Raw genomic sequence first — 20,279 nt, forward strand, 5'->3', positions numbered from 1 at the left:
TGACCCGGTCCGCTCGGATCGCCCGGTTCGCCGGTCTACGCCGGTCGGCCGGTCCAGCCGGTCGACCTCCCCGCCCGAGTCGATCCGTCCACGCCGGTCGACCGGGCCGTTCAGCCGGTGAAGGGGACTTGAGCGGCGGGCGCGGGCGGGGTCGCGAACGGATGCTGCCACAGGCCCCGCGCGGCGAGGCGGGGCAGGACGCCCTCGCCGAACCAGTAGGCCTCCTCCAGGTGCGGATAGCCGGAGAGCACGAACTCGTCGATGCCCAGGGCGTGATACTCCCTGATCCGCTCGGCCACCTCCTCGTGGCTGCCGACCATGGCGGTGCCCGCTCCGCCGCGCACCAGACCGATGCCGGCCCAGAGGTTGGGGTGGATCTCCAGGCCGTCCCGGCCACCGCCGTGCAGCGCGAGCATCCGTTGCTGGCCGTGCGACTCGCTGCGGGCGAGCCCCGCCTGCACGGACCGTACGGTCGCCGGGTCGAAGCCGTCGAGGAGCCGGTGGGCCTCGGCCCAGGCCTGCTCGGAGGTGTCGCGGGTGATGACGTGCAGCCGGATGCCGAACCGGACGGTCCGCCCCTCCTCGGCCGCGAGCCCGCGGATCCAGGCGATCTTCTCGGCGACCTGGGCGGGTGGTTCGCCCCAGGTGAGGTAGACGTCGGCGTGGCGGGCGGCGACCTCCCCGGCGACGGGTGAGGAGCCACCGAAGTAGACCTCCGGGACCGGGTCGGGGACCCGGGTGAGCCGGGCGTCCTCGACCCGGAGGTGCTCGCCGGACAGGTCCACGGTCCTGCCGTCCCACAAGTCCCTGACGATCCGCAGGAATTCGCCGGTACGGCGGTACCGGGCGTCCTTGTCGAGGAAGTCGCCGTACGCGCGCTGCTCGTGGCTCTCGCCGCCGGTGACCACGTTGAGCAGCAGCCGTCCGCCGCTCTGGCGCTGGAAGGTGGAAGCCATCTGCGCCGCGAGGGTGGGCGATACGAAGCCGGGCCGGAAGGCGACGAGGAACTTGAGCCGCTCTGTGTGCTGACTGACCATCGCGGTCGTCAGCCACGCGTCCTCGCACCAGGCACCCGTCGGCGTGAGGGCACCCACGAACCCCAGGTCCTCAGCGGCACGGGCGATCTGGCTCAAGTAGGCGACCGTCGGCGGCCGGTCCCCTCCGGAGGCGGTGGCGGGTGTGCCGTGACCGCCGCCGACGACATGACGGCTGTCGCCGTTGGTGGGCAGGAACCAGTGAAAGGTGAGGGACACGGCGGGGCTCTCCGATCGGGGGGCCGGGCGACGACGGCGGTGGCTGTCGACTCGGCTTCAGCGGCTACGACTTGGGGGCCAATGGCATCAACCGGCCACCGCCAGCAGGGGTGTACGACCCAGGGCTGCCGAGAACTGGTCCACCACCTGGGCCAGGGCCTCGGCGGTGCCCGGCGCCACGGTGACGCTCCCGTCCTGCCCCGTGATGATGTCCTTGTCGAGCGTGAACCAGCCCTGGACTATGTGCGCCGCTCCCATGGAGTTGAGGACCGGACGGAGGGCATAGTCCAGGGCGAGCACATGGGCGGTACTGCCACCCGTCACCAACGGCAGCACGGTCTTCCCGCTCAGGGCGTACTGCGGGAGCAGATCGAGCAGGGCCTTGAGGACGCCGGAGTAGGCGGCCTTGTAGACGGGGGTGCCGATGACCACCCCGTCGGCGCGGGCGAACAGCTCGGTCGCCTCGACGATGGCGGGGTGCTGGAAGTCGGCGCCGAGCAAGGCATCGGCCGGGATCGTCCGGACGTCGAGGGGTATCACCTCGTGACCCTGCGCGGCGAGCCGGGCATCGAGGTGGCGCAGGAGTTTGGCAGTGCGGGAGGAGACCGAGGGGCTACCGGAGACGGACAGGACGGTGGCCATGAGTCCTCTTTCGTGAACGGGGTACGGAGAGGTGGGCGGGGTACGGAGACGGGCGCGTCGGACTCCGCGCATGGACCACGCTCGCCCGGAACGGACTCCGGTCCCCTGTACGGCAGTTGGACCCTGCGCCCGCACTGCGGGCAGGAGGGCGGGCCGCTGGAGGACGCGTCGAGGTCCGGGAATTCAGCCGGAATTCAGGCAGCGAGACACGGGCGAGAGGCGGGGAAGCGCGCTGGATCGCGACAGAGAGGAAATCACTGCGGGCGAACCGTCCCGTGCGAAGGGGACCCCGCCGTCGGGATCGTCAGGCTTCGCGGCAACAGAAGGAACTGGAGACACGCGCGAGGTCGACGTGGCGTCGCCGCGTGAGGTCCAGTCGCATCTTCATGCCGCCGATCGTCGCAGCCCCCGGTCCGGCCAGTCAAGGAATGACAGACCGATCTCGCATCCCGGACCGCCGTCTTGCCCGGAGGCTCGGCTGGGGCCGTTGTAATGAGAGCGCGCCCGCGACGAGGAGTACGCCGCCACCCTGTGCGGCTGCCGGATCTCACGCGGGGTCGCATGGAGAAGGGCGCGTCACCGGTCGCGATCGGCGGCAGGGCGAGCCGGTGAGCCGGGCTGACCGCTCGTGGTCCGCGTCAGCCCCTGACCCCGATCAGTCCTCGTCCCCGAGCGGAACGACCACGAGGAAGGCGTCCGACTTCAGGTCCATCACGACCGTCGCCGCCAGGCCCTCGGTACGACGTCGTGCCGCGTACTCCTCCGCAGTCCAGGATCCGCGCGGAGCGCCGGCGGGGAATCGTTCCAGCACCTTTGTGCCCATGGCGGCACACCTCCAGCTCTGACGTCGGACCCGGAGCGACGAGTCCCGTGGAATGCGCTTGCCCGGGTTTCACCGAGACATGTCAGGTCCGTTCGCCGACCGTCGACGGCGAACGCCCGTTCCGCTCATACCTCGACGCGCTCGCCCCCGCGGGCCTCGGGCTCGGACGCCGGCTCGGGCTCGGCTTCGGGCTCGCGGCTCAGCGCCCCCGGCCACCAGGCGCGGCGGCCGATGTCGCGGACCAGGGCGGGCACCAGCAAGGAGCGGACCACCAGGGTGTCGAGCAGGACACCGAAGGCGACGATGAAGGCGATCTGCACCAGGAAGGCCAGCGGGATCACGCCGAGGGCGGCGAAGGTCGCGGCGAGCACCACGCCGGCCGAGGTGATCACCCCGCCGGTGGCGACGAGTCCGCGCAGCACACCCTGGCGCACCCCGTGGCGCAGCGACTCCTCGCGGACCCGGGACATCAGGAAGATGTTGTAGTCGACGCCGAGGGCCACCAGGAACACGAAGCCGTACAGCGGCACGGACGCGTCGGTGCCCGTGAAGCCGAACCCGTGCCGGAACACGAGCGACGAAATCCCCAGAGTGGCGAGGAAGTTGAGCGCCACCGTGGCCACCAGGAGCACCGGCATGAGCAGCGAGCGGAGCAGGCCGATCAGTATCACCAGGATGATGGCGAGGACCACCGGCACGATGAGCGTGCGGTCGTGTTCGGCGGTCTGCCGGGTGTCGTACTGCTGGGCCGTGTAGCCCCCGACGAGCGCGTCGGCGCCCGGTACGGCGTGCACCGCCTCGCGCAGCCGTGCGACGGTGTCCTTGGCCGCGTCGCTGTCCGAGGCGGACCGCATGGTGACGTCGACCCGCACCCGGCCGTCGACGACCTGGGGCGCTCCCCCGCCGGGCCGCCCGGACCCGGTCACCGCGGCGGCCGACGCGACACCGTCGGTCGCGCGCGCCGCGGCCGTGACCCGCGTGACGCTGTCCGCGTTCGCGATGATCACGGCGGGGTTCCCGGAGCCGCCGGGGAAGTGCCGTCCGAGGGTCTGCTGGGCGGCGACGGACGGCGCGTCGTTGACGAAGAGTTCGTCGAGCGGAACGCCCTTCGCGGTGAGGGTGGGCGCGAAGGCGGCGCAGGCGAGGAGTCCGGCCAGGGCGATCGCCCAGACCTTGCGCGGCGCGCGGTCCACCAGGTCCGCGACCCGGTTCCAGATGCCGCTGCTCGTCCGCGCGTCGCCGGTCCGTACGGCACCGGTCCGCGCGTCACCGGTGTGTACGGCGGCCGCCGGGCGGGGCTTGGCCGGCCAGTAGGCGGCGCGGCCGAGCAGCATCAGGACGGCGGGCAGGAAGGTGAGCGAAGTCAGCACGGCGCAGACCACTCCGATGGCGCCCACCGGGCCGAGTGACCGGTTGTTCGTCAGGTCGCTGAGCAGCAGCGCCAGCAGTCCGAGTGCGACGGTTCCGGCGCTCGCGACGATCGCGCCCCAGGACTGCCGCAGCGCCGCCCGGACAGCCGTGAACCGGTCGGCGCGCAGGGCGAGTTCCTCGCGGAAGCGGGCGGTCAGCAGGAGGGCGTAGTCGGTCGCGGCGCCGATCACGAGGATCGAGAGGATTCCCTGCACCTGACCGTCCACGCGTACGACGTCGTGGTCGGCGAGGACGTAGACGACGGCGCAGGCCAGACCGAGCGCGAACACCGCCCCGAGGATGATGAGGAACGGCAGCAGCACGCTGCGGTAGACGAGCAGCAGAATCACCAGGACGGTCGCCAGGGCCACCCCGAGGAGCAGTCCGTCGATTCCCGAGAAGGCGCCGGCGAGGTCTGCCTGACTGGCCGCCGGTCCGGCGATCCGTACGGTCGTTCCCGGGACGCGTTCGGCGGCGGTTCGAAGACGTTCGACGGCGTCGGGCAGCTGCTTGCCGAGGTCCGGCCTGAGCTGGACGACGCCCCCCAGGGCCTTGCCGTCCCGCGACGGCAGGGCGGGTGACGCCCGGCCCACCACGCCCGGGACGCCGGTGAGCGAGGTGAGGGCGCCGGTCGCGGCGGACTGCCGGGCCGCGGCCGTGGAACCGTCACCGTCCATGGTCCAGACGACGATCGCGGGCAGCGTCCCGGCCTGCCGGAAGGCCCGCTGCTGGGCCACCACCTTCGTGGATTCGGCGCTGCGCGGCAGGAAGGCGGACTGGTCGTTGGTGGAGACCTCGCCGAGCCTGCCGGCATAGGGGCCGAGGGTGCCTCCGATGCCGAGCCAGGCGACGAGCAGGACGACGGGGATCAGCCACAGGGCTCGTCGCGGGGTGAGGGACATCGCTCTCCAGATCTCACGTGCAGGTGCCTCAATGAATGACAATCTCAATCATTGAGATATCTCGCGCCCAGATCGTAGACCACGCCCGGACTTCGGACCCGGGCACCCACCCGGATGCGCCGGACGGCGACCAGGACGACGCATGCGCCGATCGAACCGGCCCGAACCGTCCGGCAGGCGGGTTCAGCGCCCGGGGGACCGTACGCCCGAGAGCTGTTCGTTCATCGCCGTCAGGAAGCGGAGGACCACCGACAGCTCGTCCTCGCTGAAGCCGGACCGCACGGTCGCGGTGACCTCGGCGAGGGGCCGGAAGTGGGCGCGCGCGGCCGACCTGGCGTCCGGAACATAGTGGAGGTGGACCACCCTGCGGTCGGGGCTCTCCCGGACGCGCCGTATGTGACCGGCGCGTTCGAGCCGGTCCAGACACGCCGTGACCGCGCCGGAGGTGAGTCCGAGGTGCTCGCGCAGCCGGCCGGGTGTGAGCGGCTCCGGTGCGTCGAGGATCGCGGCGAGCGCCTGCACGTCCGTGGCGTGCAGACCGTGTTCCCCCGCGAAGCCGTGGATCAGCCGGTTGATCTCGCCGTTCATGCGGCGCAGCTGAACCGCGAAGGCCTGGAGATCCGTGGCCGCGGCCTGCTCCCGCTCCGGGCCCGCATCGGGGTCCGCCTCACCCGTTCGGTCGTCACGGTCGTCTCGTCTGGCCACCTGATCAGCCTATAGAAGTCCTGGCGCCTACCCCGTTCGGGCGTCCCGCCGTCAGACTGTCCCGTCCGGCGCATCCGCGGGCGGCGCCCGCGTGGAAGGAATCAGGAGGGATCAGGGAGGGGACGGACCCCCAGGGGGCGACGACGGCGAACGACGGAGGACCCATGAACGACGACGACGCCCGTACCGGCCCGAGGTGTCTGGTGACCGGTGCCACCGGCTACATCGGCGGACGCCTGGTCCCCGAGCTGCTGGCCGAGGGCTATCGGGTGCGCTGCCTGGCCCGCTCCCCCGCCAAGCTGCGCGACTACCCCTGGGCGGGCGAGGCGGAGGTGGTCCGCGGAGACGTCATGGACGCCGCGTCCGTCGCCGACGCGATGCGCGGCTGCGAGGTCGCGTACTACCTCGTGCACGCCCTCGGCACGGGCCACGACTTCGAGGAGACCGACCGCAGGGCCGCCCGGATCTTCGGCGAGCAGGCCCGCGCGGCGGGTGTGCGGCGCATCGTCTATCTGGGCGGACTCACCCCGGCGGGCGTACCGGAGAGCGGGCTGTCACCGCACCTCAGGTCCCGGGCCGAGGTGGGGCGCATCCTGCTGGAGTCGGGTGTACCGACCACAGTGCTGCGCGCCGCGGTGATCATCGGCTCCGGCTCGGCCTCCTTCGAGATGCTGCGCTATCTCACCGAGCGGCTGCCCGTGATGGTGACGCCGAGCTGGGTGCACACCCGGATCCAGCCGATGGGCGTACGCGATGTGCTGCGCACCCTGGTCGGCAGCGCCCGGATGCCGGCCGAGGTCAGCCGCGCCTTCGACATCGGCGGCCCCGAGGTCCTCACGTACCTGGAGATGATGCGGCGGTACGCCACCATCGCCGGGCTGCCCCGCAGGCTCATCTTCGCGGTGCCGGTGCTCACCCCCCGGCTGTCCAGTCACTGGGTCGGACTGGTCACCCCGGTGCCCGCGTCCATCGCCCGCCCGCTCACCGAGTCACTGCGCCACGAGGTCGTGTGCCACGAACACGACATCGTCCGCTACGTTCCCGATCCCCCTGGACGGCCGATCGGGTTCGACGCCGCGGTGGCCCTGGCGCTCCAGCGGGTGCGCGACGCCCAGGTGACCACCCGGTGGTCGTCGGCCTCGTATCCCGGCACGCCCAGCGATCCGCTGCCCACCGACCCCGACTGGGCCGGCGGCAGTCTCTACACCGACCAACGCGAGCTGACCGTGGACGCGTCGCCCGAGGCATTGTGGCGGGTGATCGAGGGCATCGGCGGCGAGAACGGCTGGTACTCCCTCCCGCCGGCCTGGGCCGTCCGCGGATGGCTGGACCGTGCGGTGGGCGGGGTGGGGCTGCGGCGCGGGCGCCGGGACGCGGCCCGGCTGCGGGTGGGCGACTCGCTCGACTTCTGGCGCGTCGAGGAGATCGAGCCGGGGCATCTGCTGCGGCTGCGCGCCGAGATGAGACTGCCGGGCCTGGCCTGGCTGGAGATGTACTCCGAGGTGACGGACGACGGGCGGACGCGCTACCGCCAGCGGGCCCTCTTCCATCCGCACGGGCTGCTCGGCCAGCTGTACTGGTGGAGCGTCTCGCCGTTCCACTCCGTCGTGTTCGGCGGCATGGCCCGCAACATCGCGCAGGCCGCCAAGAACACTCCCGTCGGCCGAGAAGAACCCGCGCTCACGCGCTGACCAGACAGCCATCCGCACGGGCCGGCCCGATTGCTCATCCGCAGGATCCGGCCTGATCACGGATCCACGCGAGCCGACCCGACCGCACATCCGCACCTCCCGCCCACCTCACGCATCCACACCGGTCGGCCCAGCCGAAGCAGTCCGACGCCGTACCCCTCGCAGCCCTGCCCCGGAGCCACCCCCATGACCGTCTCGATCGTCCTGTTCACCTCGGACCTGCGCCTGCACGACCACCCGCCGCTACGAGCCGCCCTCGACGGTTCGGACACGGTGGTGCCGCTCTTCGTCCGCGACGAGGCCGTCGCCAGGGCCGGATTCACCGCCCCCAACCGGATGGCGTTCCTCGCCGACTGTCTGGCGGATCTCGACGCCGGGCTCCGGGATCACGGCGGTCGTCTGGTGGTGCGCTCCGGCGACGTGGTGACCGAGGTGGCCAGGACGGTCGCCGAGGCCGACGCCGACGAGGTGCACATGGCGGCGGGCGTCAGCGGCTACGCGCACCGCCGCGAGGAGCGGTTGCGCACCGCCCTGGAGGCGGAGGGGTGCCGACTGCACGTCCATGAGACGGTCGTCACCGCGCTGGCTCCCGGCGCCGTCACTCCCGCGTCCTCCGACCACTTCGCCGTCTTCACGCCGTACTACCGCCACTGGGCGCGGCAGCCGCTGCGGGACGCTGTCGCCGCTCCCCGGATCGTCCGGGTGCCGGACGGCGTCGCCTCGGAGGAGATCCCGTCCCGCTCGGAGGTGTCCCGAGTGTCCGAGGGACTGGCCCGGGGTGGCGAGAGGGAGGCAAGGAAACTGCTCGCGGCCTGGCTGCGCGGCGGGATCGGGGCGTACGAGGACCGCCATGACGACCTGCCCGGCGACGCGACCTCCCGGCTCTCCCCCCATCTGCACTTCGGCACGCTGTCTCCGGTCGAGCTGGTGCACCGGGCGCGCGGCGCGGACGGTCCGGGCGCCGAGGCGTTCGTACGGCAGCTGGCGTGGCGGGACTTCCACCATCAGGTGCTGGCCGCCCGGCCGGACGCCTCCGCAGCCGACTACCGGACCAAGCACGACCGTTGGCGCACGTCCGCCGAGGCCCGGGACGACATCGAGGCGTGGCGGGAGGGGCGCACCGGCTATCCGGTGGTGGACGCCGCGATGCGGCAGCTGCGCCACGAGGGCTGGATGCACAACCGGGGGCGCCTGCTCACCGCGAGCTTCCTGACCAAGACGCTGTACGTGGACTGGCGGGTCGGGGCCCGGCACTTCCTGGACCTGCTGGTGGACGGCGATGTCGCCAACAACCAGCTCAACTGGCAGTGGATGGCGGGAACGGGCACGGACAGCCGGCCCAACCGCGTCCTGAATCCGGTGATCCAGGCCAGGCGCTACGACCCTGACGGGGCATATGTCCGGCGCTGGGTGTCCGAGTTGGCGGGAGTAGCGGGGCATGCGGTGCACGAGCCGTGGAAGCTCCGGGGCCTGGACCGCGCGGCCCGCGCCTACCCGGACCCGATCGTCGAGCTGTCCGAGGGGCTGGCCCGGTTCAAGAGGGCCCGGGGCCGTGACCGACTCGAAGCCGTGACGGATTCGGGGCCGTGACCGACTCGGGGCGTGACCTGGTGATCGGGAGGCTCGAGCCGAATATAAACTGCCAGGGATTTTACCCGTTGTAGAGATTTCTCACCGGAGTACCGCCGTATAGGTGGTCGTCCGAACCACTCGTACCGGATCCGTCCGTACCGGATCCACCGCGCGGCCGACCGGAGCCAACAGCTCCGGGCCCGCCGCCCCCGCCCCCAGGAGGCTGCTCGATGCGCATTGCACGGAACGCGGGAACACTCTTCGTGTGCGGCGCGTTGACGCTGACTCTGGCGGCCCTCGCTTATCCGGCCATGCTGGGCATTCAGACCACGTCCGCCGCCCCGGTCCGCATCATCGCCAATCCCCCGTCGGGGCCGCTGACCGAGGCCGACCGCGACTTCCTCGTCAAGGTGCGCGCGGCGGGACTGTGGGAGTACCCGGTGGGGCAACTGGCCCTGCAGAAGGGGACCATACCGGCGGTCCGTACGGCGGGGCAGCACCTGATCTCGGGGCATGCCGGACTCGACGACACGGACCGCAAGATCGCCAAGCAGCTCGGCGTCACGCTGCCGAACAAGCCGTCTCCGCAGCAGCAGGGCTTCGTGGCGACCCTGAGCACGGACACCGGCAAGAAGTTCGACACCGACTTCGCCAACATCCTGCGTATAACGCACGGCCAGATCTTCTCGACCGTCGCGAAGATCCGCGCCACGACCGAGAACACCCTCGTGCGTCAACTCGCCGACCAGGCCAACGACACCGTGCTGGACCACATCACCGTGATGGAGAAGACCGGACTGGTCAACTTCAACCAGGTGGTGATCCAGGAGACGACTCCCCCGAAGGTGCCCGCGGTCAACCTGACGCCTCCGCCGCCGCAGCCCGGCGAGCCGGAGGTGGTCCTGACGCCGCCCGCGAGCGGGGCCGCGCTCCCCGTGACCCCCTCCCCGACGCCGACGGTGGGCTGATCGGCGCGACGACGGGAACGGCGGCCACGTAGGGGTTCAGGTAAACAGCGGCCGCGTGCGAGGGACTCCGGAACTGCGTACGAGGGGCTACGGAGCTGCGTATGCGGAGCTCCGGGGATGCGGGGATGCGGCCGCATACGCGAGGCCTCGCGGTGACCATCGGCCGGTTCAGCCGCCGGCCAGGCCCACCAACGCGGTGAGCGCGTCCCGCAGTCCCGGCGGCCGGAGCATGCCCGGTTCCGGGCGTCCGGCCCAGCCCGGGCCGCCGAGGAGGACGACGGGTTGGCTGCGTGCGCCCTTGACTCCCCAGGTGGTGGCGGCGATGTGCCGGGCCAGCGGGCGGTCGGCGGTGGAACGGGTCTGGGACCAGAGCACGACGGCGACCGGCCCCAGCCGCCGTACCGCCGCGGTCAGCGCCTCCGGTGGCACGGCTGGGCCGAACATCCGGGTGGGCAGGCCCTGTTCGACGAGTCCCGCGTGCAACGCCTCCAGCGGCAGGCAGTGCTGTTCGCCCGGCACGCAGGCCAGCACGACGGGTCCCGCGGCGGTGTCCGGCACTCCGGGCCCCGTCGGTCCGGAGGCGCGGTGCAGCACCCGGGAGATGTGCCAGGACAGCAGGTGCTCCACCTCCACGTAACGGTCCCCGGCGGACTCCCACTTGCGGCCCACCGCGTGCAGGGTCGGCACCATCACCTCCTCCCAGCCGACGACCACGCCATGGCGCGTGACGAGTGAGGTCAACTGGTCTTCCACGGACGGCGCGTCGAGGCGTACGGCGGCGCGCGCGAGGCCCCTGCACTCCTGCCGGGGGTCCCCGAGGGGTTCCGCTCCGGCGGCCGGCGACGGGGGACCGAGCTCGTCGGTCGGGGTCCTGACCTCGGGCGCAACCGGGTCGGACGCGCCCTTCGCCGCCCTGGCCGCCTCGGCCGGCGGCACTCCGGCCGAGGTCAGCCGGCACATCTCCTCGAGCATCGCCACGTCCTGGGGCGTCCAGCGACGGTGCCGCCCGTCGGAACGGACCGCAGGCCCCACGCCGTACCTGCGGTCCCAGGAACGCAGCGTGGTCGGTGACACTCCGAGGCGACGGGCCAGCGCACCTGTGGTGACAGCGGCTTCGGCGGATCCCGTGCCCGGATCCCGCCCCTGATCCGACCGGCTCTCACCCATACGGCGACTATACGACGCAGAAACGATGCGAGTTGTCGCCTCTGTCCCTTGGTTCGCACGATGGGTTCACGGGGTCCGTCGCAGGAGGGGCCCGGAGCAGGGAGCCGTGGCCATGAACGCAGATCCGACCGCCGGACAGCGGGCCGCCGAGCCTGCGGACACGATCACGGACACGGACGCGATCACGAATACGGTCACGGACGCAGTCACTGACGCGGACCTGGCGCGGGGCATCATCGACGGGGACGAGACCTCGCTGGGCACCGCGTACCGGCGCTGGGCGCCCCTCGTCCACGCGCTCGCCCGGCGTTCGCTGGGGGACCCGCGCGAGGCCGAGGACGTCACTCAGCAGGTGTTCCTCGCCGTGTGGCGGGGCGGTCGGGGATATCGCCCGGAACGCGGCCCGGTAGCCGCCTGGCTCGTCGGCATCACCCGGCGCAAGATCGCCGACGCGCTGTCCGCGCGGACCCGGCGCACCGAACTGGTCGGCGCGGCCGGCGCCCTGCTGGCCCTCGCCGACGACACGCGGACCCGCCCCGAGGCGACGCTCGACCGTGTCCTCGTCCGGCACGAGCTGGCCAAGCTCCCCACAGCGCAGCGCCGGGTACTGCACCTCGCGTTCTACGAGGACCTCACCCAGACACAGATCGCCCAGCGCACCGGCTTGCCGCTCGGCACGGTCAAGAGCCACTCCCGACGCGGTCTGCACCAGTTGCGCCACGGTCTGCGGTCGGCGGCGGAGGTCTGAGCGCCGACGGCTCGCCGTGGGCCGCGGGCCGTCCGGACCGCATCGCGCCGATGTGTTCCGGCAGGTCCGTACTTTCCCGGGCCGTGGGCCAATCCGCGGCCCGACCGGCTTCGGATCACTTCCGAACCGTCAAAGCGTCCTGGAGGACCACACTGTGAAGGAAGCCGTGGAGATCGGGAGGGACCCGTCTGCGAAGCCGGACCTGCCGGATCTCATGGCCCGGGTCGCCCGGGGTGACCAGGAGGCGTTCGCCTCGCTCTACGACGTCGTGGCGGGCCCCGTCCTCGGCATCGCGCGCAGAATGCTGCGCGACCGGGCGCAGTCGGAGGAGGTCGCCCAGGAGGTGCTGGTCGAGGTGTGGCGGACGGCCGCCCGCTACCGGCCCGAGCGCGGGTCGGTGATGAACTGGGTCCTCACCCTCACCCATCAGCGGGCCGTGGACCGGGTGCGATCGGTCGAGGCCTCGGCGGCGCGCGAGCACAAGGCCGCTCTCCTCGACCGGACGCCCGAGTTCGACGAGGTGACCGAACAGGTCGAGGCGCGCCTGGAACATGAGCAGGTACGGCGCTGTCTGCGCACGCTGACGGAGCTCCAGCGGCAGTCGGTGACGCTGGCCTACTACCGCGGCCTGACCTATCGGGAGGTGGCGGAATTGCTGGCGCTTCCCCTCGGCACGGTCAAGACCCGCCTGCGTGACGGTCTGATCCGGCTTCGTGACTGCCTGGGGGTGACGGCGTGACCCCGGTGGATCTGCATACGCTGACCGGCGCGTACGCGCTGCACGCGCTGGCCGACGACGAGCGCGAGCGCTTCGAGCGGCACGCCGCGGACTGCGCGGACTGCGCCCAGGAGGTCCGCGAGCTGACCGCCGCGGCCGCTCGGCTGGGCCTGGCCGTCACCGCCTCGCCGGGCCCGGCGCTCAAGGCCCAGGTCATGCGGCGGATCACCACGGTCCGGCAGGAGTCGCCGCGCACGGTTCCCCGCACGGCGCCCCGAGCCACCGGCATCCGCCGGCTCCGGCCCGCGCGATGGGCGCTCGCCGCCGCTCTGGCCGCCGCTGCCTCCTTGGGCGGTGCGGCGGTGTGGCAGCACGAGCGCGCGCAGGACGCCCAGGAGCAGGCCCGGCAGGCCGAACGGCGTACGGACGAGGTGGCCGCGGTCCTCGCCGCTCCCGACGCCACGTCGCGCACGGCGACGCTGGCGGGCGGGGCGAGCGGCACGGTGGTCGTGTCCAAGAGCCGGGACCAGGCGGTGTTCATCGCCGCACGCATGGCCAAGCCGCCGAGCGGCAAGGTCTACCAGCTGTGGTTCGACGACGCGGGCACCATGCGGTCCGCCGGACTGATGGACCCGGGCCGCACCACCGAGGCGGTGCTGATGGAGGGTTCCGTCGACGGCGCGTCCGGCATGGGGATCACGGTGGAGCCGGTCGGTGGTTCGGCCGAACCCACCTCCGATCCGCTGGCTCTGCTGAGTTTCCCCACCTGAGCGTTCGTGCCCTCACCCGCTGCACCGGTGGGGGCACGAGGTGCTCGCCGTACCGCCTGTGGGTCCCCTCCGGCGGGAGGGGACCCACGGGCGACGCCACGGTGCCGAGGAGGGAACTCCGGACCGGTCAGCCGCGACGCTTCGGTGGCCGCGGAAAGAAACCGCTGGTGCGCGCCGCGTACTCGGTGAAACCCGGGCGCCGCGCCATGTGGCGCTCCAGCATGGGCTTTCCGCTCCCGTTGATCAGGAGGTAGCTCATCACCAGCGGTGACACCACCGTCACCGCCGCCGACTGAGGACTGTCGCAGGCCAGCAGGAACAGGCCCCACCACACGCAGAAGTCACCGAAGTAGTTGGGGTGGCGGGTCCAGCTCCACAGGCCGCGGTCCATGATGCGGCCGCGGTGGGCCGGATCGGCCTTGAAGCGGGCCAGTTGGGCGTCGCCCACCGCCTCGAAGAACAGGCCGGACGCCCACAGCGCGGTGCCCGCCCACGCGAAGCCCGTCAGGGGCCCCGGAATGTACTGCGCGGCCTGGACGGGCAGCGACACCAGCCACACCAACGCCCCTTGCAGGAGGTACACCATGCGCAGGGCGTAGAGGTCTCGGCTGCCGGGGGCCCTGGCCAGCAGGGCGTCGTAGCGCGGGTCCTCGCCGTGCCCCCGGCCGCGCCGCGCGATGTGCGCGGCCAGCCGCAGTCCCCACACCACGGTGAGGACGGTGACGAGCACGCGCCTGCCCTCGTCGCCCTCGCCGGCGGACGCCAGGAAGCTGACGATGGCCACCGAGGTGAAGCCGATCCCCCAGGCGACGTCCACGATCCGGTGCAGGCCCTTGCGTACGGCGACGGCGAAGGTGGCGAGCATGACGGCGAACGCCGCGACGGCCGCGAGTGCGAGGTTCTGGGCGAACGCTCCCCAGGGGAAACCGCTCATCGGGTGGGGTCCTCCTTCGTGAACAGGTACTGCTGGACGTCCAGATAGCCGGAGCGGAATCCGGCTTCGGAGTACGCGAGATAGAAGGTCCACATCCGGCGGAAGGTCTCGTCGAAGCCGAGCGCCGCGACCTCGTCGCCCCGCTCGGTGAACCGTTCGCGCCACAGGCGCAGGGTCTCCGCGTAGTGCGCCCCGAAGGAGTCCTTACGGGTGGTGCGCAGGCCGGTGTGAGCGCGGGTCACCTCTTCCACCGCCTCCACAGAGGGCAGCAGTCCGCCCGGGAAGACGTACTTCTGGATCCAGGTGAAGGTGTCGCGGGAGGCGAGCATGCGCTCGTGCGGCATGGTGATCGCCTGGAGGGCGACCCGGCCACCGGGGGCGAGCCGTGCGTCGAGAGTCGCGAAGTAGACGGGCCAGAACTCCTCGCCGACCGCCTCGATCATCTCGACGCTGACCACGGCGTCGTACGTACCGGCGGCCTCGCGGTAGTCGCACAACTCGATGCTCACCCGGTCGTCGAGTCCCGCCTCGCGGACCCGCTCACGGGCCAGAGCCTGTTGTTCCCGGGAGAGGGTGAGCGAGGTGACGTGGGCGCCGCGCGCGGCGGCACGGACCGCCAACTCGCCCCAGCCAGTGCCGATTTCGAGCAACCGGGTGCCGGGTCCGACCTCGGCGAGGTCCAGCAGCCGGTCGATCTTGCGGTGTTGGGCGGTGGCCAGCAGTGGCCAGGAGGCGGGGAAGCCCCGGAAGAGCGCCGACGAATAGCTGAGGGTGTCGTCGAGGAAGAGCGCGAACAGATCGTTGGACAGGTCGTAGTGGCGGCTGATGTTGTCGCGGGCGCCGGTGGGGGTGTTGCGCTGGGCGTCCGGCCGGCGCATCGCCCAGAGTCCCCGCAGCTTCTGGAGTGGGGCCGGGATCAGCTCGGCCGCGTTCCCGGCGAGGACGGTGAGCGCGGCGACCAGGTCCGGCGCGTCCCACTCCCCCGCCATGTAGGACTCACCGAAGCCGACGAGGCCCTGGGCGCCGATGCGGCGGTGGAAGGCGGACGGGTCATGGATCTCGATGACCGGGCCGCCGAGGCCGAGGCGGGTTCCATCGGCGAACCGCGCTTGCAGGGGCAGGCGTTCCAGGGCGCGGCGCAGCAGCGCGCGGGTGACGGCGGTGCGGGCCCGCGAGGACTGCGGGCCGGTCATCACGTCCGGCCAGGGGAGCGGGTCGGTGTCCTGTCGGGGTGCCTCGACGGGGCAGGACTCGGCTGTCCTCATTTCACGTTCTCCTGGGCTCGTTGCGGGGTGCGGGGCTGGACGGGCAGTCCGCGCAGGTACAGACGGATGCCGTGCAGCCGGATGGCGGCGGACACGGCGGCGGTGGACCACGGGTGGCGCACCGCCTGACGCAGCAGGGCGCCGAGGGTCGCGGCCCGGCGCGTGCCGCGTACGGTGGCGGTGAAGGGCCGGGCGCCCTCGCGTTCCAGATGCACCGTCAGGTCGAGGCGGGTGCCGGGCTCGGGCAGCCGCATGCGGTAGGCGCCGTCGACGGGGAAGAACGGCGAGACGTAGAACTCCTTGCGGGTCCGCGCGGTGCCGCTGTCGTCGGGGTGCAGCAGATAGGAGTGCCGTTCGCCGTAGGTGTTGTGCACCTCGGCGACGACGCAGCGCGCGGTGCCGTCGGGGTCGTGACACCAGTACAGGGTCAGTGGGTTGAAGACGTGGCCGAGGACCCGGGCGTGGGCGAGCATCCGCACCGGCCCGCCGTGCAGGTCGACGCCGTGCGAGGCGAGGAAGCGGTCCAGGCCGGCCCGGATGCTCGGCTGGTCGCCGTCGAAGTGGTCGCGGGGATCGAAGCGGGCCAACGGGCGCAGCGGGTACGGCAGTTCGGGTGGGTGGTCGGGGTCGGTCAGCCACATGTACGTCCGGTGGCGGAGCGCGTACCGGGTGGGCTTCGTCCGTATGTGCGCGACCGTGCAGGGATAGAGGGCGGGGGTGTCGGTCACCAGGTCACCCCCAGTGCCTCGGCGGCCTCGACGCCGGACCGGCAGCCGTCCTCGTGGAAGCCCCAGCCGTGGTAGGCACCGGCGTACGCGGTCACGGGGCCGTTCAGGGCGGGGAGTCGGCGTTGGGCGGCGACCGACTCGGGGGTGTAGACGGGGTGTTCGTACTCCATGCGGGCCAGCACCCGGGCCGGGTCGACGCGGTCCTCCCCGCCGAGGGTGACCACATAGGTCTCGGGTGCGTCCAGCCGCTGGAGGCGGTTCATGTCGTAGCTCACCCGGACCCGGTCCGCGTCGGACTCGCAGTCGGGCATCAGGTAGTTCCAGGAGGCGCGTGCCCCGCGGGCGCGCGGCAGCAGTGCCGTGTCGGTGTGCAGCAGGGTGCTGTTGCGCGAGTAGCGGAAGGCGCCGAGCACCTCGCGCTCCGGGTGGGTGGGGTCCGCGAGCAGTCTCAGCGCCTGGTCGGGATGGACCGCGATGACCACGGATCCGTACGAGGTGGTGGTGCCGTCCTCGGTGGTGATGTCCACACCGTCCGCGTGACGGCGAACGGCCCGGACCGGGGTGGAGGTGTGCACCGCGTCGAGCTCTTTGGCCAACCGGTCGACGTAGGAGCGGGAGCCGCCGGCCACCGTCCGCCAGAGCGGCGAGTCGCCGACCGACAGCATGCCGTGGTGGTCCATGAAGCGGAACAGATAGGCGGCCGGGTAGCGGCGGGCGGTGGCCGCGTCGCAGGACCAGACCGCGGAGACGAGCGGGGTCATGAAGTGCCGGGTGAAATAGGGCGAGAAGCGCTCCCGGGCCAGGAACTCGCCCAGGGTGAGGTTGTCTTCGCCACCCCGGGCCAGCAGCCGGCGGGCGGCGCGGTGGAAGGCCGGCACTTCGGTGAGCATCCGCAGATAGGGGCCGCGCAGCGCGCTGCGCGGCCGGGCGAACAGGCCGGCGGGGCCCCGCGCGCCCGCGTACTCCAGTCCGCACCCCTCACACCGCAGCGACATGCTCATCTCGGACTCCTGGGTGGCGACGCCGAGTTCGGCGAACAGCCGCAACAGGTTCGGGTAGGTGCGCTGGTTGTGCACGATGAAGCCCGAGTCGACGCGGTGCAGACGTCCGTCGGACGAGGTCAGGTCGTGGGTGTGCGCGTGTCCGCCGAGCCGGTCGTCCGCCTCGTAGACGGCCACGGGCCGCTCACGGCCCAGCACGTACGCGGCGGTGAGCCCGGCAACTCCCCCGCCGATCACGGCCGTACGTCGGCGCGCCTCCCGCCGTTCCCGCTCGGTGCGCCCCGCGCCGCCGTCCGGAGCGTCTGCGGACCTGCGTCTCATCGGTTTCCTCCCGCCCGGCTCCCGATCGGAGCTCTCGCAGGTATTCCGAAGCTGAGGCCCTCGCGGATTGGCCGGGCTCGATCTTCCTTCGATCGGACGGGAGAACGTCGCCGGACAACGCCGCAGGCGAACGTCGAGGCGCCGGGACGCCCTGCTGGGACTACTGGACCGCTGGACCGCTGGACGCCCCGCTACCGGCTCCGTCCACGTACCGGGCCAGTTCCCAAGGGTCGTGGGCGCTGAAGACATCGACCTCGTCGCCGTGCAGGCGGACCAGTTCCCGCAGCCGGGCGTGATTGGCGAGCCGCAGAGGCCGGTCCACCTCGGCGATCTGCTGGAGGAGATCCAGACCGGGGTGGCCCACGGGGTGGTCGGGGTCGATCTCGTGGTGGAAGTAGTAGGCGTCACCGCACTGCAGGAGCCAGCGTCCGGAGTCCTGGACCGCTATCGCGCTGTGGCCCCGGGTGTGCCCGCCGAGCGGGACGAGCAGGATCTCCGCGTCCAGCCCCTCCAGTGGGCGGACCGCGTCGAAGCCGAACCAGGGGTCCCCCGCGGGCTCCGCGTACGTGACCCAGTGCGGATGGTGTGCCCACTGGGCCGGGCGGTAGCGGACGCGGTCCTCGGGGTGGGCGCCCGGTGCCGCCATGGCCGCGCGATGCTCGGCCTCGGTCAGATGGACCTTCGCCCAGGGGAAGTCGGGAAGACCGCCGGCGTGGTCGAGGTCGAGATGGCTGAGCACGATGTGCTGTACGTCCTCGGGCCGGAAGCCGAGGGCGGTGACCTGGTGCAGCGCGGTTTCGGCGAGGTCCAGGACCGGCTGGGCACGGCCGAGGAAGTCCGCGCCGAGGTTCTCCTCGGGGCGCGCCACATCGGCCGTACCGATGCCGGTCTCGACCAGGACGAGGCCGTCGCGGTCGGTTTCGACGAGCAGGCAGTGGCACACGGCGGGCAGGCTTCCCTCCTCGCTGTCGATCGTCCGCAGGGAACCGCAGTTCAGGTGGTGGATCTTCACGATGAGTCCCTTCAGGCGCTCATGGGTGCCCCTTGGCACCGGCACAGAGCCGCGTCCCAATAGATAACGAACGTTCGTAAGCTAATAGCGAACGGTCGTCAGGTTAAGCTGGCCGTATGAGCCCGCGCAAGTCCGTCGCCGAAACCGCCGCCACCCGCGAACGGATCATCGACAGCGCCCTCACGCTGGCCTCCGCGGAAGGCCTCGAAGGCCTCACCATCGGACGCCTCGCCGCCGACCTGGCGATGAGCAAGGCCGGCGTGATCGGTCACTTCGGCAGCAAGGAAGCGCTCCAGCTCGCCGTCCTGGGAGCGGCTGTCGAACGGTTCACCCTGCGCGTGCCGGCGCGGGCCGTCGGGGCCAGGCCCGGCACGGAGCGGCTGACACGCACCTACGTCGAGTGGATCGCCTACATGGCCGAGGGCGAGGGGCACGGAGGCTGCTTCCTCACCTCGGTGGCGAGCGAGTTCGACGGCCGCCCCGGCCCGGTCCGCGACGCGGTCCTGGCCGCGCTGGGCGCGTGGACGGCGTACGTCCTGACGGAACTGAACACGGCGGTCGAGACCCGCCAACTCCCCGAACGCACCGATGTGGACCAGCTCGCCTTCGAGCTGGGCGGCGTGATCCTCGCGGCCGGGCAGTCGATCAAGCTGTACCGCGACCCACAGGCGCCGACCCGGGCGCGCCACGCCATCGCCCGCCTGCTCAGCGCCCCCTGACGCAACCTCGCGGGACCGACGGACCCCGCGGTAAGACGGGCCGCCGAACCAAACACCCATACCCACGCGTACGCGTCGAATCGCCAATGTCCGCACGGCGGGCACCCGTGTCCAGGCCGGCACCCGCGTCCGGTTCAGCGGCTCGGCATGAGCCAGGGTTCCTGGGGCAGCGGGCTGCCGGTCTCCAGCAGGGACTTCAGGTTGGACAGCACCGCGGCCCAGCCGGAGGTGGCGTCGCGCAGCGCGTCCTCGCCGGGCAGGTCCTCGTGCGTCACCGTCAGCCGCACGATGTCGGCGTGCGGCTGGATGTCGAAGGTGACGCGGGAGTATTTGTCCGCGTCGCCCTCCTCCTCCGGAGCGGCCCAGGTGGTCACGAGGCGGGTCGGGCGCTCGCTCTCCACGACGGTCCCGACCACGTCGGCGATACCGGAGCCGTCCGTGCGCCGGTGCTCCCAGCGGGACCCGGTCCGCCAGTCCGAGACATTGCTGTGGCCCCAGTAGGCGGCGGTGAGATCGGCGTCGGTGAGCGCGTCCCAGACCTTCTCGGGAGTGCTCCGGATGTAGGTGACGTAGACGAAGTTCGGCTTGTCGGTCATGACTTCCTCGGCTCGTTCCTTGAGGGCGCCGAGCGCGCGCAGCCGCGGGCGCTCGAACTTGTCGATCCACCGCTCCTGGATCTCGTGGAGCGGCACCGGATTCAGGTAGTGCAGCTTTTCCCGCCCTCGCCGCACGGTGCTGACGAGGTTGGCGGCCTCCAGGACGGCCAGGTGCTGCGTCACCGACTGGCGTGTCATGTCGATGTGTTCGCACAGCTCGCCGAGTGTCTGGCCGCTGTGCCCGTGGAGCCGGTCGAGCAGTCGCCGCCGGGTCCCGTCGGCGAGCGCCTTGAAGACGTGGTCCATTCCGGAGTCGCTCTCTGATCGCACACCC

The 20,279-nt window shown here is 71.9% G+C and carries 20 protein-coding genes; 7 read left to right on the forward strand and 13 right to left on the reverse strand.

Features of this window, described 5'->3' with window-relative positions; all coding sequences use genetic code 11:
* Nucleotides 1-110 precede the first annotated feature (110 nt).
* From ACFYR3_RS26490 to ACFYR3_RS26515, 6 genes are all read right to left on the reverse strand, one after another.
* Nucleotides 111-1,253, reverse strand: a complete 1,143-nt coding sequence (locus ACFYR3_RS26490; RefSeq protein WP_389284862.1) for an LLM class flavin-dependent oxidoreductase — start codon at nt 1,251-1,253, stop codon at nt 111-113.
* Nucleotides 1,254-1,340: 87 nt separating this feature from the next.
* Entirely contained in the window at nt 1,341-1,895 is a 555-nt protein-coding gene (gene ssuE / locus ACFYR3_RS26495) for an NADPH-dependent FMN reductase (protein WP_356782956.1), read from the reverse strand.
* Between the two features lie 304 nt (nt 1,896-2,199).
* On the reverse strand, nt 2,200-2,283 hold the full coding sequence (locus ACFYR3_RS26500) for a putative leader peptide (protein WP_355794513.1): 84 nt from the start codon (nt 2,281-2,283) through the stop codon (nt 2,200-2,202).
* Between the two features lie 267 nt (nt 2,284-2,550).
* Nucleotides 2,551-2,718, reverse strand: coding sequence for a hypothetical protein (locus ACFYR3_RS26505; protein WP_261707043.1), 168 nt, complete (start codon nt 2,716-2,718; stop codon nt 2,551-2,553).
* A 125-nt stretch (nt 2,719-2,843) separates the two neighbouring features.
* Nucleotides 2,844-5,030: an MMPL family transporter gene (locus ACFYR3_RS26510; protein ID WP_389284863.1), complete on the reverse strand. Its 2,187-nt coding sequence runs from the start codon at nt 5,028-5,030 to the stop codon at nt 2,844-2,846.
* A gap of 183 nt (nt 5,031-5,213) precedes the next feature.
* The gene (locus tag ACFYR3_RS26515) at nt 5,214-5,735 is read right to left on the reverse strand and encodes a MarR family winged helix-turn-helix transcriptional regulator (RefSeq protein WP_355849367.1); all 522 of its coding nucleotides are present in this window, start codon (nt 5,733-5,735) and stop codon (nt 5,214-5,216) included.
* A gap of 164 nt (nt 5,736-5,899) precedes the next feature.
* On the opposite strand from ACFYR3_RS26515, the gene ACFYR3_RS26520 reads away from it, so the two are divergent.
* The 3 genes from ACFYR3_RS26520 to ACFYR3_RS26530 all read left to right on the forward strand — a co-directional run bounded on the left by ACFYR3_RS26520 (nt 5,900) and on the right by ACFYR3_RS26530 (nt 9,966).
* Nucleotides 5,900-7,426: an SDR family oxidoreductase gene (locus ACFYR3_RS26520; protein ID WP_355849370.1), complete on the forward strand. Its 1,527-nt coding sequence runs from the start codon at nt 5,900-5,902 to the stop codon at nt 7,424-7,426.
* 186 nt (nt 7,427-7,612) lie between these two features.
* A complete protein-coding gene (locus ACFYR3_RS26525; RefSeq protein WP_389284864.1) occupies nt 7,613-9,016 on the forward strand; it encodes a cryptochrome/photolyase family protein in 1,404 nt (467 codons plus the stop codon).
* Nucleotides 9,017-9,228: 212 nt separating this feature from the next.
* Nucleotides 9,229-9,966 (forward strand): DUF4142 domain-containing protein, encoded by a 738-nt coding sequence (locus ACFYR3_RS26530; protein ID WP_355849376.1) that lies wholly within the window; start codon nt 9,229-9,231, stop codon nt 9,964-9,966.
* A 168-nt stretch (nt 9,967-10,134) separates the two neighbouring features.
* Here ACFYR3_RS26530 and ACFYR3_RS26535 read toward each other — a convergent pair whose 3' ends face one another.
* Nucleotides 10,135-11,133: a MerR family transcriptional regulator gene (locus ACFYR3_RS26535; RefSeq protein WP_355849379.1), complete on the reverse strand. Its 999-nt coding sequence runs from the start codon at nt 11,131-11,133 to the stop codon at nt 10,135-10,137.
* A 112-nt stretch (nt 11,134-11,245) separates the two neighbouring features.
* On the opposite strand from ACFYR3_RS26535, the gene ACFYR3_RS26540 reads away from it, so the two are divergent.
* The 3 genes from ACFYR3_RS26540 (at nt 11,246) to ACFYR3_RS26550 (ending at nt 13,369) form a co-directional block, all read left to right on the forward strand.
* A complete protein-coding gene (locus ACFYR3_RS26540) occupies nt 11,246-11,881 on the forward strand; it encodes a sigma-70 family RNA polymerase sigma factor (protein ID WP_356782950.1) in 636 nt (211 codons plus the stop codon).
* 154 nt (nt 11,882-12,035) lie between these two features.
* Complete coding sequence (locus tag ACFYR3_RS26545) at nt 12,036-12,620, forward strand: sigma-70 family RNA polymerase sigma factor (protein ID WP_355849385.1); 585 nt, start codon at nt 12,036-12,038, stop codon at nt 12,618-12,620.
* Nucleotides 12,617-13,369, forward strand: coding sequence for an anti-sigma factor (locus ACFYR3_RS26550; protein WP_355849388.1), 753 nt, complete (start codon nt 12,617-12,619; stop codon nt 13,367-13,369). The genes ACFYR3_RS26545 and ACFYR3_RS26550 overlap by 4 nt, the downstream gene beginning before the upstream one ends.
* Nucleotides 13,370-13,496: 127 nt before the next feature.
* On the opposite strand, the gene ACFYR3_RS26555 is transcribed toward ACFYR3_RS26550, so the two are convergent.
* From ACFYR3_RS26555 to ACFYR3_RS26575, 5 genes are all read right to left on the reverse strand, one after another.
* On the reverse strand, nt 13,497-14,303 hold the full coding sequence (locus ACFYR3_RS26555; RefSeq protein WP_355849391.1) for a DUF1295 domain-containing protein: 807 nt from the start codon (nt 14,301-14,303) through the stop codon (nt 13,497-13,499).
* A complete protein-coding gene (locus ACFYR3_RS26560) occupies nt 14,300-15,568 on the reverse strand; it encodes a cyclopropane-fatty-acyl-phospholipid synthase family protein (protein WP_355849394.1) in 1,269 nt (422 codons plus the stop codon). The genes ACFYR3_RS26555 and ACFYR3_RS26560 overlap by 4 nt, the downstream gene beginning before the upstream one ends.
* Nucleotides 15,565-16,296: a DUF1365 domain-containing protein gene (locus ACFYR3_RS26565; RefSeq protein ID WP_355849396.1), complete on the reverse strand. Its 732-nt coding sequence runs from the start codon at nt 16,294-16,296 to the stop codon at nt 15,565-15,567. Before ACFYR3_RS26565 ends, ACFYR3_RS26560 begins: the two co-directional genes overlap by 4 nt.
* On the reverse strand, nt 16,293-17,618 hold the full coding sequence (locus tag ACFYR3_RS26570; protein ID WP_389284865.1) for an NAD(P)/FAD-dependent oxidoreductase: 1,326 nt from the start codon (nt 17,616-17,618) through the stop codon (nt 16,293-16,295). The genes ACFYR3_RS26565 and ACFYR3_RS26570 overlap by 4 nt, the downstream gene beginning before the upstream one ends.
* Nucleotides 17,619-17,778: 160 nt before the next feature.
* Nucleotides 17,779-18,630 carry an MBL fold metallo-hydrolase gene (locus tag ACFYR3_RS26575; protein WP_389284866.1) on the reverse strand — a complete coding sequence of 284 codons (852 nt, stop codon included), beginning with the start codon at nt 18,628-18,630 and terminating at the stop codon, nt 17,779-17,781.
* A 116-nt stretch (nt 18,631-18,746) separates the two neighbouring features.
* Here ACFYR3_RS26575 and ACFYR3_RS26580 point away from each other — a divergent pair, with 116 nt between their 5' ends.
* Entirely contained in the window at nt 18,747-19,349 is a 603-nt protein-coding gene (locus ACFYR3_RS26580) for a TetR/AcrR family transcriptional regulator (protein WP_355849405.1), read from the forward strand.
* Between the two features lie 134 nt (nt 19,350-19,483).
* Here the strand turns inward: ACFYR3_RS26580 and ACFYR3_RS26585 are convergent, their stop codons facing one another.
* Nucleotides 19,484-20,251, reverse strand: a complete 768-nt coding sequence (locus ACFYR3_RS26585) for an ArsR/SmtB family transcription factor (protein ID WP_389284873.1) — start codon at nt 20,249-20,251, stop codon at nt 19,484-19,486.
* Nucleotides 20,252-20,279: the final 28 nt, after the last annotated feature.

Source organism: Streptomyces sp. NPDC005784, from assembly GCF_042871525.1.
Lineage (GTDB): Bacteria > Actinomycetota > Actinomycetes > Streptomycetales > Streptomycetaceae > Streptomyces.